This is a genomic window from Blastococcus sp. HT6-30, assembly GCF_039729015.1.
GTDB lineage: Bacteria > Actinomycetota > Actinomycetes > Mycobacteriales > Geodermatophilaceae > Blastococcus.
Window position 1 is genome coordinate 453,241 of sequence record NZ_CP155792.1, and the last position, 15,123, is coordinate 468,363.

General features: G+C 76.4%; 12 protein-coding genes. 10 read left to right on the forward strand and 2 right to left on the reverse strand.

Features of this window, described 5'->3' with window-relative positions:
• The first annotated feature begins 5 nt into the window (after window positions 1-5).
• The gene (locus ABC795_RS02100; protein ID WP_347059198.1) at window positions 6-974 is read left to right on the forward strand and encodes an aldo/keto reductase; all 969 of its coding nucleotides are present in this window, start codon (window positions 6-8) and stop codon (window positions 972-974) included.
• Window positions 975-981: 7 nt separating this feature from the next.
• Here the strand turns inward: ABC795_RS02100 and ABC795_RS02105 are convergent, their stop codons facing one another.
• Complete coding sequence (locus ABC795_RS02105) at window positions 982-1,824, reverse strand: HAD family hydrolase (RefSeq protein WP_347059199.1); 843 nt, start codon at window positions 1,822-1,824, stop codon at window positions 982-984.
• A gap of 126 nt (window positions 1,825-1,950) precedes the next feature.
• On the opposite strand from ABC795_RS02105, the gene ssd reads away from it, so the two are divergent.
• The 7 genes from ssd to ABC795_RS02140 all read left to right on the forward strand — a co-directional run bounded on the left by ssd (window position 1,951) and on the right by ABC795_RS02140 (window position 6,799).
• Window positions 1,951-3,036 (forward strand): septum site-determining protein Ssd, encoded by a 1,086-nt coding sequence (gene ssd / locus ABC795_RS02110; RefSeq protein WP_347059200.1) that lies wholly within the window; start codon window positions 1,951-1,953, stop codon window positions 3,034-3,036.
• A complete protein-coding gene (locus ABC795_RS02115; RefSeq protein WP_347059202.1) occupies window positions 3,033-4,172 on the forward strand; it encodes a TadA family conjugal transfer-associated ATPase in 1,140 nt (379 codons plus the stop codon). Before ssd ends, ABC795_RS02115 begins: the two co-directional genes overlap by 4 nt.
• Entirely contained in the window at window positions 4,169-4,957 is a 789-nt protein-coding gene (locus ABC795_RS02120; protein WP_347059203.1) for a pilus assembly protein TadB, read from the forward strand. The genes ABC795_RS02115 and ABC795_RS02120 overlap by 4 nt, the downstream gene beginning before the upstream one ends.
• Complete coding sequence (locus tag ABC795_RS02125; RefSeq protein WP_347059205.1) at window positions 4,954-5,697, forward strand: type II secretion system F family protein; 744 nt, start codon at window positions 4,954-4,956, stop codon at window positions 5,695-5,697. The genes ABC795_RS02120 and ABC795_RS02125 overlap by 4 nt, the downstream gene beginning before the upstream one ends.
• Window positions 5,698-5,813: 116 nt before the next feature.
• Entirely contained in the window at window positions 5,814-6,065 is a 252-nt protein-coding gene (locus ABC795_RS02130; protein ID WP_347059206.1) for a DUF4244 domain-containing protein, read from the forward strand.
• 3 nt (window positions 6,066-6,068) lie between these two features.
• Entirely contained in the window at window positions 6,069-6,449 is a 381-nt protein-coding gene (locus tag ABC795_RS02135) for a TadE family type IV pilus minor pilin (protein WP_347059207.1), read from the forward strand.
• Window positions 6,446-6,799, forward strand: coding sequence for an Rv3654c family TadE-like protein (locus tag ABC795_RS02140; protein ID WP_347059209.1), 354 nt, complete (start codon window positions 6,446-6,448; stop codon window positions 6,797-6,799). The genes ABC795_RS02135 and ABC795_RS02140 overlap by 4 nt, the downstream gene beginning before the upstream one ends.
• A gap of 11 nt (window positions 6,800-6,810) precedes the next feature.
• Here ABC795_RS02140 and ABC795_RS02145 read toward each other — a convergent pair whose 3' ends face one another.
• Window positions 6,811-9,327, reverse strand: a complete 2,517-nt coding sequence (locus tag ABC795_RS02145) for a DEAD/DEAH box helicase (protein WP_347059211.1) — start codon at window positions 9,325-9,327, stop codon at window positions 6,811-6,813.
• Between the two features lie 278 nt (window positions 9,328-9,605).
• Here ABC795_RS02145 and ABC795_RS02150 point away from each other — a divergent pair, with 278 nt between their 5' ends.
• Window positions 9,606-11,870: a sodium-translocating pyrophosphatase gene (locus ABC795_RS02150; RefSeq protein ID WP_347059212.1), complete on the forward strand. Its 2,265-nt coding sequence runs from the start codon at window positions 9,606-9,608 to the stop codon at window positions 11,868-11,870.
• 283 nt (window positions 11,871-12,153) lie between these two features.
• Window positions 12,154-15,015, forward strand: a complete 2,862-nt coding sequence (gene topA, locus ABC795_RS02155; protein ID WP_347059213.1) for a type I DNA topoisomerase — start codon at window positions 12,154-12,156, stop codon at window positions 15,013-15,015.
• The last annotated feature ends 108 nt before the right edge of the window (window positions 15,016-15,123 follow it).

Sequence of the window (15,123 nt, forward strand, 5' to 3'; positions counted from 1 at the left end):
GACGCATGCGCACCCTCGACGTCCCCGGGCTCGGCCCCGTGAGCCGCATCGGCCTGGGCACCTGGCAGTTCGGCTCCCGCGAGTGGGGCTACGGCGACACCTACGCCGACCGGGCGGCCGGCGACATCGTCCGCCGGGCGCGCGAACTGGGCATCACCCTGTTCGACACCGCCGAGGTCTACGGCTTCGGGCGCAGCGAGACGATCCTGGGCGAAGCGCTGGGGGAGGAGCGCGACCAGGTGGTCGTCGCCAGCAAGATCTTTCCGGTGGCGCCGTTCCCGCGGGTGGTGCGGCAGCGCTGGGCCGGGAGCGCCCGCCGACTGGGGGTGGACCGCATCCCGCTCTACCAGGTGCACCAGCCCAACCCGGTGGTGCCGGACACCGTGACGATGCCGGGTATGCGGGTGCTGCTGGACGAGGGGCGGATCGGCGCGGCCGGCGTCTCCAACTACTCGCTGGACCGCTGGCGTGCCGCCGACGACGCGCTCGGTGTGCCGGTGGTGGCCAACCAGGTGCAGTTCTCCCTGGCGCACGCCGGGCCGCTGGCGGACCTCGTGCCCTTCGCCGAGCGCGAGCACCGGCTGGTGATCGCCTACAGCCCCCTCGCGCAGGGCCTGCTCGGCGGGCGCTACTCGGTGGAGAGCCGGCCGGGCGGGGTCCGGGCGGTCAACCCGCTGTTCGGCACCGAGAACCTCCGGCGCGTGGCGCCCCTGCTCGGCGTCCTGCGGGAGGTCTCCGACGCCCACGACGCCACCCCCGCGCAGGTGGCGCTGGGCTGGCTGATCGCCCAGCCGCGGGTGGTGGTCATCCCCGGCGCGTCCAGCGTGGAGCAGCTGGAGTCGAACGCCGCGGCCGACGAGCTGCGGCTGGCCCACGACGAGGTGGCGGCGCTGACCGCTGCGGCCCGGGCGTTCAGGCCCGTCTCGGCGGTCCGCACGCTGTTGGACGGCGTGCGGGAGCGCCTCGGGCGCTGAGCTGCGGTCAGGCGCCGCGGCGGCGCCGGCGGCCCGGGACCGGTGCCGGCCCCTCGACCAGCCCGGCGCGCAGCGCCCGGTGCCGGGCGTACCAGGCCAGTCCGACGACGGCCGCGCCGACGCCCATGGCCGCCCCGGTCACCACCGGTGCCGGGGGGACGGAGAAGCGGGCCCGCATGCTCACCGGCCGCTCGAAGCGCTGCACCGGCCAACCACGCTGCAGGGCGGCCTTGCGCAGCCCGCGGTCGGGGTTGACCGCGGTCGGGTGACCGACGGCCTCCAGCATGGGCAGGTCGGTGATCGAGTCGCTGTACGCGTAGCAGTCGGCCAGGTCGTAGCCGCCCTCGGCGGCCAGCCGGCGGATGGCCTCGCCCTTGTTCTCGCCGTAGGCGTAGAACTCGATCTCACCGGTGTAGCGGCCGTCGACGGTGACCATCCGGGTGGCGACGACGCGGTCGACGCCGAGCATCTCGCCGATCGGCTCCACCATCTCCGCCCCGCTGCTGGAGACGATGACGATCTCCCGGCCGGCGGCGCGGTGCTCCTCGATGAGGTCGGCCGCCTCGGCGTAGACGAGCGGGTCGACGATCTCGTGCAGCGTCTCGTGGACGATCTCGTGGACCGTGGCGGCGTCCCAGCCGGTGACCATCGCGGTGAGCTGGGCGCGCAGGCGGTCCATCTGCTGGGCGTCGGCGCCCGCGAGGGAGAAGACGAACTGGGCGTAGGCCGTCTTGAGGACGGCACGCCGGTTGATCAGCCCGCCGTTGAAGAACGGCCGGCCGAAGGCCAGGGTGCTGGACTTGGCGATGACGGTCTTGTCGAGGTCGAAGAACGCCGCGGCGCGGGACACGGGAGCCACTGTAGGTCGATCGGCGGACCGGAACGGGGACCGCACACCGTCCACACCCGATGGGGTCATCCACAGTTCCCCTCCCGTTCTGGCACTGTCTGCCCACTGTCCGGTGAGGTCGGCGCCGTGCCCGTCCTGCCGCCGGTGTCCCGGCCTTCCCGCCCGCTGGTCGTCAGCGCCGACGAGGAGCTGCTCGACGAGCTCCTCCGGCTCCTGGCGGCCGCCGGGGCCGAGCCGGAGCTGGCCACCGGCGGGCCGGCGCTGCGGCGGGCGCACCGGGAGGCGCCGCTGGTCCTGCTGGGCGTCGACGCGCTGACCGCCGGGGCCGTCCGCAGCCTGCCCCGCCGGGCCGGGGTCCTCGTCGTGGCCTCCGGGGAGCTTCCCCCGGCCGAGTGGGCGGCCGCGGTGGAGGTCGGCGCGGAGCGGGTCGCCGTGCTCCCGGCCGACGAGGCGTGGCTGCTCACCCGCTGCGCGGCCGCCGTCCGTGCGCCGGCCGAGCGGGGGCCGCTGGTCGCCGTGGGCGGCGCGTGCGGCGGCGCAGGGGCGAGCACGGTGGCGGCCGCGGTGGCCGTCGGTGCCCCGAGGGGCGCGGTGCTGCTCGACGCTGATCCCTGGGGCGGCGGGCTGGACCTCCTGATGGGGGCCGAGCTCGCCGAGGGGCTGCGCTGGCCGGGGCTCACCGGGCTGCGCGGGCGGGTGGCGGGCGACGCCCTGCTGGCCGCGCTGCCCGAGGTCGGCGGCGTGCACCTCCTCTCCGCCGACCGGAGCTGCGCCACGCCGATCCCCGACCAGGCGCTGACGGCGGTGGTGGATGCCGCCCGGGCGACCGGCCGCCCGGTCGTCGTGGACCTGCCGCGGCCTGGGCCCGACGGCGTCGGGGGCGGTCCGCAGGAGGTGCTCGCCGACGCCGACCTGGCGGTGCTCGTGGTGCCTGCCCGCCTGCGGGCGGCGACGGCCGCCCGCCAGCTGGTCGACGCCGACGACGCCCCGTGGGCGGCCGCCCGGCTGGTGGTGCGCCACCTCCCCGGCGGGCTGGCCGCCGACGACGTGGCCGAGGTGGTCGGTCGTCCCCTGCTCGCCGAGCTGGCGCACGACCGCGGTGCGGTGGCCCGGTCCGAGCGCGGGCAGCTCCCGGGCGCCGCGCCCCGGTCACCGCTGGCCACGCTGGCCCGCAAGGTGCTCGCGGCCCTGGCCGGGGAGACCGGCCGGTGAGCGCGCCGTCGCTGCTGGACCGGGTGCGGTCGCGGCTGGCCGTGGAGGAGCAGGCGCCCTCGCGGGCCGGGGTGGCCGCGCTGGTCCGGCAGGAGGCCGGCGGTCTGATGGGCGACGGCGACGTCCTGTGCGCCGTGCGCAGCGCCGTCGACGAGTTGGCCGGGGCGGGACCGCTCGAGCCGCTGCTGCGCCTGCCTGGCGTCACCGACGTGCTGGTCAACGGGCCCGACGAGGTGTGGCTGGACCGCGGTGCCGGGCTGGAGCGGGCCGCCGGCGTCCGCTTCCCCGACGAGGACGCGGTGCGCCGGCTGGCCGTCCGGCTGGCCGCCTCGGGCGGGCGCCGGCTCGACGACGCCGCACCCTGGGTGGACGTCGGCCTCCCCGACGGAACACGGCTGCACGCCGTCCTGCCGCCGGTGTCCGGGACCGGCACCTGCCTGTCCCTCCGCGTGCTGCGCCGGTGCGCGCAGTCGCTGGCCGACCTCGAGGCCCGGGGTGCGCTGCCCGGGGAGAGCGGGGCGCTGGTGCGGGCGGTGGTCGCGCGACGGCTGGCGTTCCTCGTCACCGGCGGTACCGGCTCGGGCAAGACCACCCTGCTGTCCGCGCTGCTGGGCGAGGTCGATGCCGCCGAGCGGCTGGTGCTGTGCGAGGACGCCACCGAGCTGACCCCGCCGCACCCCCACGTGGTCCGCCTGCTGACCCGGCCCGCGAACGTGGAGGGTGCGGGCGCCATCGGCCTGCGGGACCTGGTGCGGCAGGCGCTGCGCATGCGCCCCGACCGCCTGGTGGTGGGGGAGGTGCGCGGGGCGGAGGTGGTCGACCTGCTGGCCGCGCTCAACACCGGGCACGACGGCGGCTGCGGCACCCTGCACGCCAACCGCTCGGCCGAGGTGCCGGCCCGGCTGGAGGCGCTCGGTGTCGCGGCGGGGCTCGGGCGTGCGGCGGTGCACAGCCAGGCCGCGGCCGGGCTCGAGGTCGTGCTCCACCTGCGCCGCACCGCCGAGGGCCGGCGGGTGGACGAGATCGGGCTGCTCCGCCGGACCGGTGAGCTGGTGGCGGTGGAGCCGGGGTGGCGGGCCGACGGCGGGCCCTGCCCGGCCGGCGAGGAGCTCCGCGCCCGGCTGGCCGGCCGGTGACCGCAGCGCTGCTCGCCGCGGCCGGCGCCGCCCTGCTCTGGCCGGACGGGCAGGCCGAGCTGCGGGGGCGGCTGCGCGCGGTCGCCGGCAGCAGGCCGGGGCGAGGACGCCCGACCCTGCCGCTGACGGCCGCGATCGGCGCCGGCGCGCTCGCCGGCGTCCTGAGCACGCCGCTGGTCGCCCTGCTCGCCGGCGGCTGCGCCGCCCTGGCCGCGCGGGCCTGGGCGTCCCGCCGGGCGGCGGCAGCCGACGAGGCGCGGCTGGCGGCGTTGGCCGAGGCGCTCGGTGCGCTCTCCGGCGAGCTGCGCGCGGGCCGGTTCCTCGACGACGCGGTGCGCACGGCGGCCGGTGCCTGCCCCGACCAGCGCTCCGGCACCGCGCTCGTCCGGGCGGTCCGCGCGCCCGGTGAGCCGCCCTCCCCGGACGGTCCGGGCCGCGGCGACGGGCTGGCCGCGGAGCTCGCCCGGCTCTCGGCGGCCGTGGCCCTCAGCGTCCGCACGGGGTGCTCGCTGGCCACGGTCGTCGCGGCGGTGGAGGACGACCTGCGGGCCCGGCTCCGGCACCGGCGGGCACTGCTGGTCGCCACCGCCGGCCCCCGCTCCAGCGCCCGTCTGCTGGCCGGGCTGCCGGTGCTCGGGCTGGCCATGGGCAGCGGTGTCGGCGCCGATCCCTGGCACGTGCTCACCGCGACCGGTCCCGGGCAGCTGCTGCTCGTCGCCGGCGTGCTGCTGGAGATCGCCGGGATCGCCTGGACCGGCCGCCTGGTGCGCCGGATCGGCCGATGAGGCCGGGTCCGTGGCTGCCGGTGCTCCTGCTGGCGCTGGCATGCACGCTCTGGGCGCCCGGGTCGGTGCTCGCGGGTTCCCGGGTGCGCCGGCTGGTTCGCCCCGTGCCGTTCGGGGACGGCGAGGAGGCCGCCCGAGACGGTGCCCAGGCGGCCCGGCGACGCCGGTGGGCCCTGGCCGGGGGCGCTGCGCTCGCCGCCGGCCTGCTGGTCGGCGGGATCGCCGGGGTGCTCACCGCGCTCGGGGTGGCGGTGGCCGGCGAGCGGCTGCTCCGGCACGGCCCCGACCCGGACGACGAGGCGCGGGCGGCTCTGGTCGGGGACCTCCCGGCCGCCTGCGACCTGCTCGCCGCCTGCCTGGCGGCGGGCCTGCCGCTCGCCGGCGCGCTGGCCGCGGTGGGCGAGGCGGTGCCGGCGCCGCTCGGGCCGTGCCTGCGCACGGTCGCCGCCCTCCACCGGCTGGGCGCGGCACCGAGGCGGGCGTGGGCGGACGTCCCCGCTGAGGTCGCGGGGCTGGGCCGGGCGCTGGTGCGGGCGGGGGAGTCGGGAGCGGCCGCGGTGCCCGCGCTCTCCGCCCTGGCGGCGGAGACCCGGGCGGCGGCCCGGGCCGGCGCCGAGGCGGCCGTCCAGCGCGCCGGGGTGTGGGTGCTGGCGCCGCTGGGCGTCTGCTTCCTGCCGGCCTTCGTCTGCCTCGGCGTCGCCCCGCTCGTGCTCGGCATCGCCGGCGACGTCTTCGGCTGACGTCGTCCACAACCGGTGGCGCCCTCCACAGATGCCGCGGAGCTCTCGGCCGCACCCGGTGCAGCCCCGAGGCTCGGTCGCACGGCCCCGCCGGGGCCCCGACCGAGGAGGACGCCATGACCGCACCGCTGCCCGCCCCCGGGACCGCGCCACGGGAGCCCGCCGCGGCTCCCGTGCGCAGCCCGCTCCGCCGCCGGTGGACGCGGCTCCAGGAAGCCGCGGAGGCCGGCATGAGCACCGCCGAGTACGCGGTGGGCACCGTCGCGGCGTGCGCCTTCGCGGCGGTGCTCCACCGGGTGGTCACCGGCGACTCGATCGTCTCGGGCCTGACCGATCTCGTAGACGCCGCCCTGGCGACCCTCTCCTGAGCCGTGCGCGCTCGTCTGCGGCGGGGCCTCGGCGCGGAGGCCGGCATGGTCACCGCCGAGACCGCCGTCGTCCTGCCGGTGCTCCTGCTGGTGCTCGTGGGCGCGCTGGCCGCGGTGACCGTGGTCGGCGCCCAGCTGCGCTGCGTCGATGCGGCCCGGGAGGGCGCGCGGGCGGCGTCGCGCGGCGAGGACGTGGCCGTGGTGACCGGTTGGGCCGGCCGGGCCGCGCCGGAGGGGGCGCGCACCACCGTGACCGCGGCAGCGGACGGGGTCCGGGTGCGGGTGACTGCGGAGGTCGCCCCGCTCGGGCCGCTGCCCTGGCGCGTCACCGTGACCGCCGACGCGGCCGCCCGGTGGGAGCCCGGCGCGGAGCCGGCCGGATGAGGAACGAGCGCGGGTCGGCGACGGTCTGGGTGCTCGCGCTGTCGGCGGTGCTCGCCCTGCTGGCCACGGCCGCCGTCCTGGTCGGGATAGCGGCGGTCGCCCGGCACCGGGCCGCGGGAGCCGCCGACCTCGCGGCGCTGGCCGCGGCCGGTCGGGCGGTCCTCGGGAACCCGGCGGCCTGCCCCGCGGCTGCGGAGGTCGCGGCCGCCAACGGAGCGGAGCTGACCGGCTGCCGGGTGGGCGAGCACGGGGTCGTGGAGGTCGCGGTGGCCGTTCCCGTGCGGCTGGGCCGGCTCGGGGTCCACACGGCGCACGGCCGCGCCCGCGCCGGCCCTGGGGCCCCGGGGTGAACGGCCTCCGGTCAGAAGACCAGGTCGTCCTCCTCGGCCGCTCCGGCCCGGACCTCGGCGACGGTGGTCGGCCCGTCGTCCTCGTCGCCGTCGTCCGGCTCGGTCGCGCCGCGCTCGTCGGCGGCGGCCAGCTCGTCGAGGACGGCGTCGAGCACCCGCACCGCGCCGGCCTTGTCCAGCGGGTCGTTGCCGTTCCCGCACTTGGGCGACTGCACGCACGACGGGCAGCCGCTCTCGCACTCGCAGCTGGCCACCGTGGCCCGCGTCGCCTGCAGCCAGCGCCGCAGCGCCGCGTACCCCCGCTCGGCGAAGCCCGCCCCACCCGGGTGGCCGTCGTAGACGAAGATCGCCGCAGTGCCGGTGTCGGGGTGGAGCGCGGTGGACAGGCCACCGAGGTCCCAGCGATCGCAGGTGGCCAGCAGCGGCAGGATGCCGATCGCGGCGTGCTCGGCCGCGTGCAGCGAACCGGGCAGCGCCGCGTCCTCGACCTCCGCCCGCTGCACGGCGCGGGAGTCGAGGGCCAACCACACCGCCTTGGTGCGCAGCTGGCGCGGGGGCAGGTCGAGGGGGAACTCCGCGAGGACCTCGCCGGTGCCCAGCCGCCGCCGCTGGTAGGCGACCACCTGGTTGGTCACGTCGACGACGCCGGTGTGCGCGGTCACCGTGCCCAGCGGCCGGGTCTGCTCGATCGAGACGATGGCCAGGTCGGTGACGTCTCGAGCCACGGTCGTCCAGTCGGGCGTCTCCGGGTGCACGACGGCGCAGGCGTCCTCCACGTCGAACTCGTCGACGACGAAGGTGTCGCCCCGGTGCACGTAGAGGGCGCCCTCGTGCACGGTCGAGTGCGCGGCACCGCCGTCGACGGTGCCGAGCAGCCGCCCGGTGCCCCCCTCGATGATCGCGACCGGCTGGTCCCCGCCGCCGCGGATGTCGACGTCGGGGCGGCCTCGCCCGGCCCAGTACCAGCCGGTGGGCCGCCGCCGGAGTCGACCGGCGGCCACCAGCTCGTCGAGCTGCGCCTCGGCGACCGGGCCACCGAAGTCGGCGAGGTCCGCAGGCACCAGCGGGAGCTCGGCGGCGGCGCAGCACAGCTGCGGGCCGAGCACGTAGGGGTTGGCCGGATCGGTGACGGTGGCCTCGATCGGCCGGCCGAACACCGCCCGGGGGTGGTGGGCCAGGTAGTGGTCCAGCGGGTCGTCGCGGGCGACGAAGACGACCAGCGACTCCCGCTGCGCCCGGCCGGCCCGGCCGGCCTGCTGCCACAGCGAGGCGAGTGTGCCGGGGTAGCCGGCGAGCACCACGGCGTCGAGCCCGGCGATGTCGATGCCGAGCTCCAGGGCGTTGGTGGTGGCGACGCCGAGCAGGTCGCCGGCGGAGAGGGCCCGTTCCAGCTCGCGCCGCTCCTCGGGCAGGTATCCGCCGCGGTAGGAGTCGACCCGGCGCACCAGGTCACCGCGCCCGCGGTCGGCCAGGATCCGGCGCGCCTGCTCGGCCACCGACTCGGCGCTGCGCCGCGACCGCACGAACGCCAGCGTCCGCGCGCCCCGCTCGACCAGGTCGGCGAGCAGGCCGGCGGCATCGGCGGCGGCCGACCGGCGCAGCGGCGCCCCGTGCTCGCCGGTGCGCTCGGTGAGCGGGGGCTCCCACAGCGCGAAGGTGGCTCCGGGGCGCGGAGAGCCGTCGTCGGTCACCGCGACGACGTCCTCGCCGACCAGCCGGGTCGCCGCGGCCGCGGGGTCGGCGACCGTGGCCGACGCCAGCACGAACACCGGCTCGGCGCCGTACCGCCGGCAGATCCGCCGGAGCCGGCGCAGCACGTGGCCGACGTGCGAGCCGAAGACCCCGCGGTAGGCGTGGCACTCGTCGATGACCACGTAGGCCACCCGCCGCAGGGTGCTCGACCAGCGTTGGTGGGCCGGCAGGATCCCGCGGTGCAGCATGTCGGGGTTGGTGACGATCCAGCGGGAGTGCCGCCGCACCCAGTCGCGCTCCTCGGCCGGGGTGTCGCCGTCGTAGGCCGCCGGCCGCACCGAGGGGTCGGCCAGCGCGGCCACCGACGCCAGCTGGTCGCGGGCCAGCGCCTTGGTCGGCGCCAGGTACAGGACGCAGGCCCGCGGGTCCTCGGCCAGCCGGGTCAGCGCCGGCAGCTGGTAGGCCAGCGACTTCCCCGACGCGGTCCCGGTGGCGACGACGACGTGGCGGCCCTGCCGGGCCAGCTGCGCGGCCGCCACCTGGTGCTGCCACGGCGCCCGGACGCCCCGGGCCGCCAGCCGCTCGCGGAGCCCGGGCTCCGTCCACGCCGGCCAGTCGAGGGTGCGGCTCTCCCGCACCGGGACGTGGTGCACGTGCGTGACGGGCCGCTCGTCGTCGGCGGTGTGCGCCAGCAGGTCGGTCAGCAGCTCGCCGCCGGGCGGCAGGGCGCCCGCGCCCGGCCCGCCGGGGGACGCCCCACCTGCCCGGTCCTCGCGCGCGAGGTCGTCGTCCGGGCCGGGAGGGGTGGCCGACCGGACCGGGTGGATCGTGGTCACGCGAACTCCTCGCTGGCGCTCGTCGTCCGCGCCCCCAGGGCTGCTGTCTGTCCGGGTGACCTCGCGAGCTCGGTCACCTCCCCACTGTCACACCTTCCGGCAAGCCGCCGCTGCGCCCGCCGAGGAAGCGGAGCGCGAGACGGTCTCACCAGGCGTGATCTCCCTTACACTTCCGGCGTCCTCGCCCCGGCCGGTCCCGGTCGGTACGCAGGACGCCGACCTCCGCCGATCCGGGGAGCACGGCGCCTCCCGGGCGGCCGCCGATGCTTGGAGGACACATGCCCGACGGTTCGCTGTCCGGCGGGGAGACGGCGCTGGTCGCCGTCATCCTCGTCATCTCCCTGGCCGCCCTGGCCTTCGCCGCCTACCTGGTCCGCGCGGTCGTCGCCGCCGATCAGGGCACGGAGAAGATGCAGGAGATCGCACGGGCGGTGCAGGAGGGAGCGGCGGCCTACCTGCGCCGGCAGTTCCGCACCCTCGCCGTCTTCGCCGTGATCGTCTTCGCCCTGCTGCTGGTCCTCCCGGTGGCCGACGGCGGGCTGGGCACGCGGCTGGGCCGGGCGGTGTTCTTCCTCGTCGGCGCGCTGTTCTCGGCGCTGGTGGGCTTCATCGGCATGACGCTGGCCACCCGCGGCAACGTCCGGGTGGCCGCGGCGGCCCGCGACGGCGGCTACCGGCCGGCCTTCCGCATCGCGTACCGCACCGGCGGCGTCTGCGGGATGATCACCATCGGTCTGGGCCTCTTCGGCGCCGCGCTGGTCCTGCTGCTCTTCGACGACACCGCGCCGGTGGTCCTCGAGGGCTTCGGCTTCGGCGGCGCGCTGCTGGCGATGTTCATGCGCGTCGGGGGCGGCATCTTCACCAAGGCCGCCGACGTCGGCGCCGACCTGGTGGGCAAGGTGGAGGCCGGCATCCCGGAGGACGACCCGCGCAACGCCGCGACCATCGCCGACAACGTCGGCGACAACGTCGGCGACTGCGCCGGCATGGCCGCCGACCTCTTCGAGTCCTACGCCGTCACCCTCGTGGCGGCGCTCATCCTGGGTCAGGTCTTCTTCGGCTCGGTGGGCATGGTCTTCCCGCTCGTGGTGGCCGCGATCGGCGTCATCGCCTCGGTCGTGGGCATCCTGGCCACCAACCCGGGCAAGAGCGACCGCAACGGCCTGGCCCCCATCAACCGCGGCTTCTTCGTCTCCGCCGCGGTGTCGCTGCTGCTGGTCGCGGTCGCCGCGTTCACCGTGCTCCCCGACACCGGCGGCGGCACCGACCTGCCGGTCAGCCCGCAGGTGCTCGGCCTCGTGGCCGTGCTCGTCGGCGTGGTCCTGGCCGCGGCCATCCAGCAGCTCACCGGCTACTTCACCGAGACCAGCCGCAAGCCGGTCAAGGACGTCGGCCGCAGCTCCCTCACCGGGCCGGCCACGGTCATCCTCTCCGGCATCTCGCTCGGGCTGGAGTCGGCGGTCTACGCCGCGCTGCTCATCGGCGGCGCGGTCTACGGCGCCTTCCTCATCGGCGGCGGCGCCGCTCTCTACGCGGTCGCGCTCGCCGGGTGCGGGCTGCTGACCACGGCCGGCGTGATCGTCTCCATGGACACCTTCGGCCCGGTCAGCGACAACGCCCAGGGCATCGCCGAGATGTCCGGCGACATCGACGCCGACGGCGCCCGCGTGCTCACCGACCTCGACGCCGTCGGCAACACCACCAAGGCGATCACCAAGGGCATCGCCATCGCCACCGCGGTCCTCGCCGCGACGGCGCTGTTCGGCTCCTACAACGCCCAGGTCGACGCCGCGCTGGCCGACGCGGGGACCACGCTCGGGAACGCCTTCAGCCTGGTGAACCCGAACAACGTCGTCGGCGCGGTGCTGGGCGCCGCGGTGGTCTTCTTCTTCTCCGGGCTCGCCATCAGCGCCGTGTCGCGGGCGGCCGGCCGGGTCGTGTTCGAGGTGCGGGAGCAGTTCCGCACCCACCCCGGGATCATGACCTACGAGGAGCGGCCGGACTACAGCAAGGTCGTCGACATCTGCACCAAGGACTCGTTGCGCGAACTGGCCACGCCGGGCCTGCTGGCCGTGCTCGCCCCGGTGGCCGTGGGCTTCGGGCTGGGCATCGGCCCGCTGGCCGCCTACCTCGTCGGCGCGATCGCGGCCGGCACCCTCATGGCGGTGTTCCTCTCCAACTCCGGTGGCGCCTGGGACAACGCCAAGAAGATGGTGGAGGACGGCAGCTACGGCGGGAAGGGCAGCGAGGCCCACGCGGCCACCGTCATCGGCGACACCGTGGGCGACCCGTTCAAGGACACCGCCGGCCCGGCGATCAACCCGCTGATCAAGGTGATGAACCTGGTGGCGCTGCTCATCGCGCCCGCTGTGGTCGCCCTGTCGGTGGGGGAGGACGCCAACACCCCGGTCCGGGTGGCGATCGCGCTCGCCGCGGTGGTCGTCGTCGTGGCCGCGGTGGTGGTCTCCAAGCGCCGCTCGGTCGTCGTCGGCGAGACGTCGTCGGCGCCGGACGACACGCGGCTCACCACCGCGGCCCCCTGACCGCCCGCCTGCCGTCCCCGGGGGCGACCGACCCCGTGGCCGGGACCGCCTCTGCCCGGGCCGGGAACACCGCCGCAGCAGTCACGTTGGTGCGGATGACGGCACGCCCACCGAGGGTCGCGCCCGGCGGCCCGGCCGCGGGGTGGCTTACCGTGGCCCGCCGAGGGGCGTTGCGCGGTGGCGCCCGTCCGGTCCCGGAGCCCCGGGCCCGGTGCACCAGGGCCACCTGGTGCGGACCGGTACGCCGCGCCGGCACCACCTCAGCACCACCGACAGGAGTCCCGTGCCCACGAAGACCACCAAGCCCGCGGCCGAGAGCGACCCGACGACCGACGGGGCGGCGAAGACGCCTGCCCGCCGGAGGTCGGCCGCGCCCGGCGGCAGGCCGCTGGTCATCGTGGAGTCGCCGACCAAGGCCAACAAGATCGCCGGCTACCTCGGCAGCGGCTACGTGGTCGAGGCGAGCGTCGGCCACATCCGCGACCTGCCGCGCAACGCCGCCGACGTGCCGGCCGAGCACAAGGGCGCGGCGTGGGCCCGGCTCGGGGTCGACGTCGACAACTCCTTCGAGCCGCTCTACGTGGTCAGCCCCGACCGCAAGCAGCAGGTCACCCGGCTCAAGCAGCTGGTGAAGGAGGCCAGCGAGGTCTACCTCGCGACAGACGAGGACCGCGAGGGCGAGGCCATCGCCTGGCACCTGGTCGACACCCTGAAGCCGCGCGTGCCGGTGCGCCGGATGGTCTTCCACGAGATCACCCCCGAGGCCATCGCCCGCGCCGTCGCCAACCCCCGCGAGCTCGACACCGACCTGGTCGACGCCCAGGAGACCCGGCGCATCCTCGACCGCCTCTACGGCTACGAGGTCAGCCCGGTGCTCTGGAAGAAGGTGCTGCCCAAGCTGTCGGCCGGCCGCGTCCAGTCGGTGGCCACCCGGATCGTCGTGGAGCGCGAGCGGGAGCGGATGGCCTTCACCTCGGCCGACTACTGGTCGCTGGAGGGCACCTTCGCGGTCACCGGCCGCGCCGCCGGCGCCGACGAGGGCGAGCCCACCACGGTGCGGGCCAAGCTGGTCAGCGTCGACGACAGCCGGGTCGCCACCGGCCGCGACTTCGACGCCGCCACCGGCCGCACCACCGGCGAGGTCGTGCACCTCGACGAGGCCGGCGCCCGCGGCCTGGCCGCCCGGCTCGAGGGTCGCCAGGTGAGCGTCAGCCGGGTCGACGAGAAGCCCTACCGCCGTCGTCCGTACGCGCCGTTCACCACCTCGACCCTGCAGATGGAGGCCGGCCGCAAGCTCGGCTGGTCCTCGGCGCAGACGATGCGGGTGGCGCAGCGGCTGTACGAGAACGGCCACATCACCTACATGCGCACCGACTCGACCAACCTGTCCGACGAGGCGATCAACGCCGCTCGTCAGCAGGCGCGCGAGCTGTACGGCGACGCCTACGTGCCCACCGAGGCCCGGCGCTACAAGAGCAAGGCCAAGGGCGCGCAGGAGGCGCACGAGGCCATCCGCCCGGCCGGCGACAGCTTCCGCACACCCGGCCAGCTCGCGGCCGGCCTTGCCCGGGACGAGTTCCGGCTCTACGAGCTGATCTGGCAGCGCACCGTCGCCTCGCAGATGGCCGACGCCGTCGGCCAGACCGTCAGCGTCCGGCTGGCCGGCCGCAGCAGCACCGACGAGGCGGTCGAGTTCACCGCCAGTGGCCGCACGATCACCTTCCCCGGCTTCCTGCGCGCCTACGTCGAGTCCCGCGACGAGGGCGCCGCGAAGGACGGCGACGACGACCACGGCAGCGACGACGCCGAGCGCCGGCTGCCCCGCCTGGAGCGCGGCCAGCAGCTGGACACCCAGGCGCTGGACGCCAAGGGCCACACCACCCAGCCGCCGTCGCGCTACACCGAGCCCAGCCTGGTCGCCCGGCTGGAGGAGCTGGGGATCGGCCGCCCCTCGACCTTCGCGTCGATCATGCAGACCATCCAGGACCGCGGGTACGTCTGGAAGAAGGGCAACGCACTCGTCCCCTCCTTCGTGGCGTTCGCGGTGGTCAACCTGCTGGAGCAGTACTTCACCCAGCTCGTCGACTACGACTTCACCGCCTCGCTGGAGGAGGAGCTCGACGAGATCGCCGGCGGGAACCTGCAGCGCGTCACCTGGCTGACCGAGTTCTACTTCGGCGGCGAGGGCCGGCACGCCGGCGCCATCGCCCAGTCCGGTGGGCTCAAGCACGTGATCGGCCAGCGGCTGGAGGAGATCGACGCCCGCGGCATCAACTCGATCCCGCTGCGCGCCACCGACCCCGAGGGCCGCCCGGTCGTCGTCCGGGTCGGCCGCTACGGGCCGTACCTGCAGGCCGGGGACGACGGCGGCCGGGTGAGCATCCCCGAGGACCTCGCGCCCGACGAGCTGACCGAGGAGAAGGTCCGCCAGCTGCTCGAGGCGCCCTCGGGCGACCGGGAGCTGGGCACCGACCCGGAGTCGGGGCACCCGGTCGTGGTCAAGGCCGGCCGCTACGGCCCGTACGTCACCACCGTCGTGCCCGAGGACAGCAAGGAGTCGCCGCGGACGGCGAGCCTGTTCTCCTCCATGTCGCCGGAGACGGTCACGATCGACGACGCGCTGAAGCTGCTGACGCTGCCGCGCACCGTGGGCACCGCGCCGGACGGCGAGGAGATCCAGGCGCTCAACGGCCGCTACGGGCCCTACCTGAAGAAGGGCACCGACTCCCGCTCGCTGGACGGCGAGGAGAAGCTCTTCACCGTCACCCTCGACGAGGCGCTGGCGCTCTTCGCCCAGCCGAAGCAGCGCGGGCGGGCGGCGGCCAAGGCCCCGCTCAAGGAGCTCGGCCCCGACCCGGTCACCCAGGGGCAGGTCACTGTGCGAGAGGGCCGCTTCGGGCCCTACGTGACCGACGGCGAGACCAACGCCAGCCTGCGCAAGGGCGACGACGTCGAGTCGATCACCATCGAGCGGGCGGCGGAGCTGCTGGCCGACCGCCGTGCGCGCGGCCCGGCGACCAAGAAGAAGGCCGCGAAGAAGACCACCGCCACGAAGGCGGCGGCGAAGAAGACGACCGCGAAGAAGACCGCGGCGGCGAAGAAGACGACCGCGAAGAAGACGGCCGCTCCGGTCACCGCGGGCTGATCCGGTGCCGTCGTCGGAGGACGACGCGCCGCGGGCCCGGGCGCGCTCGTTCGGGGTGGTCGCGGCCGGGTACGCCACGCTGCGCCCGACCTACCCGGCCGACGCGGT

Coding starts and splice junctions, on each gene's coding strand:
- ABC795_RS02150 (WP_347059212.1), top strand. CDS start 9,606: ATGCCCGACGGTTCGCTGTCCGGCGGGGAGACGGCGCTGGTCGCCGTC.
- ABC795_RS02130 (WP_347059206.1), top strand. CDS start 5,814: ATGACCGCACCGCTGCCCGCCCCCGGGACCGCGCCACGGGAGCCCGCC.
- ABC795_RS02100 (WP_347059198.1), top strand. CDS start 6: ATGCGCACCCTCGACGTCCCCGGGCTCGGCCCCGTGAGCCGCATCGGC.
- ABC795_RS02140 (WP_347059209.1), top strand. CDS start 6,446: ATGAGGAACGAGCGCGGGTCGGCGACGGTCTGGGTGCTCGCGCTGTCG.
- ABC795_RS02125 (WP_347059205.1), top strand. CDS start 4,954: ATGAGGCCGGGTCCGTGGCTGCCGGTGCTCCTGCTGGCGCTGGCATGC.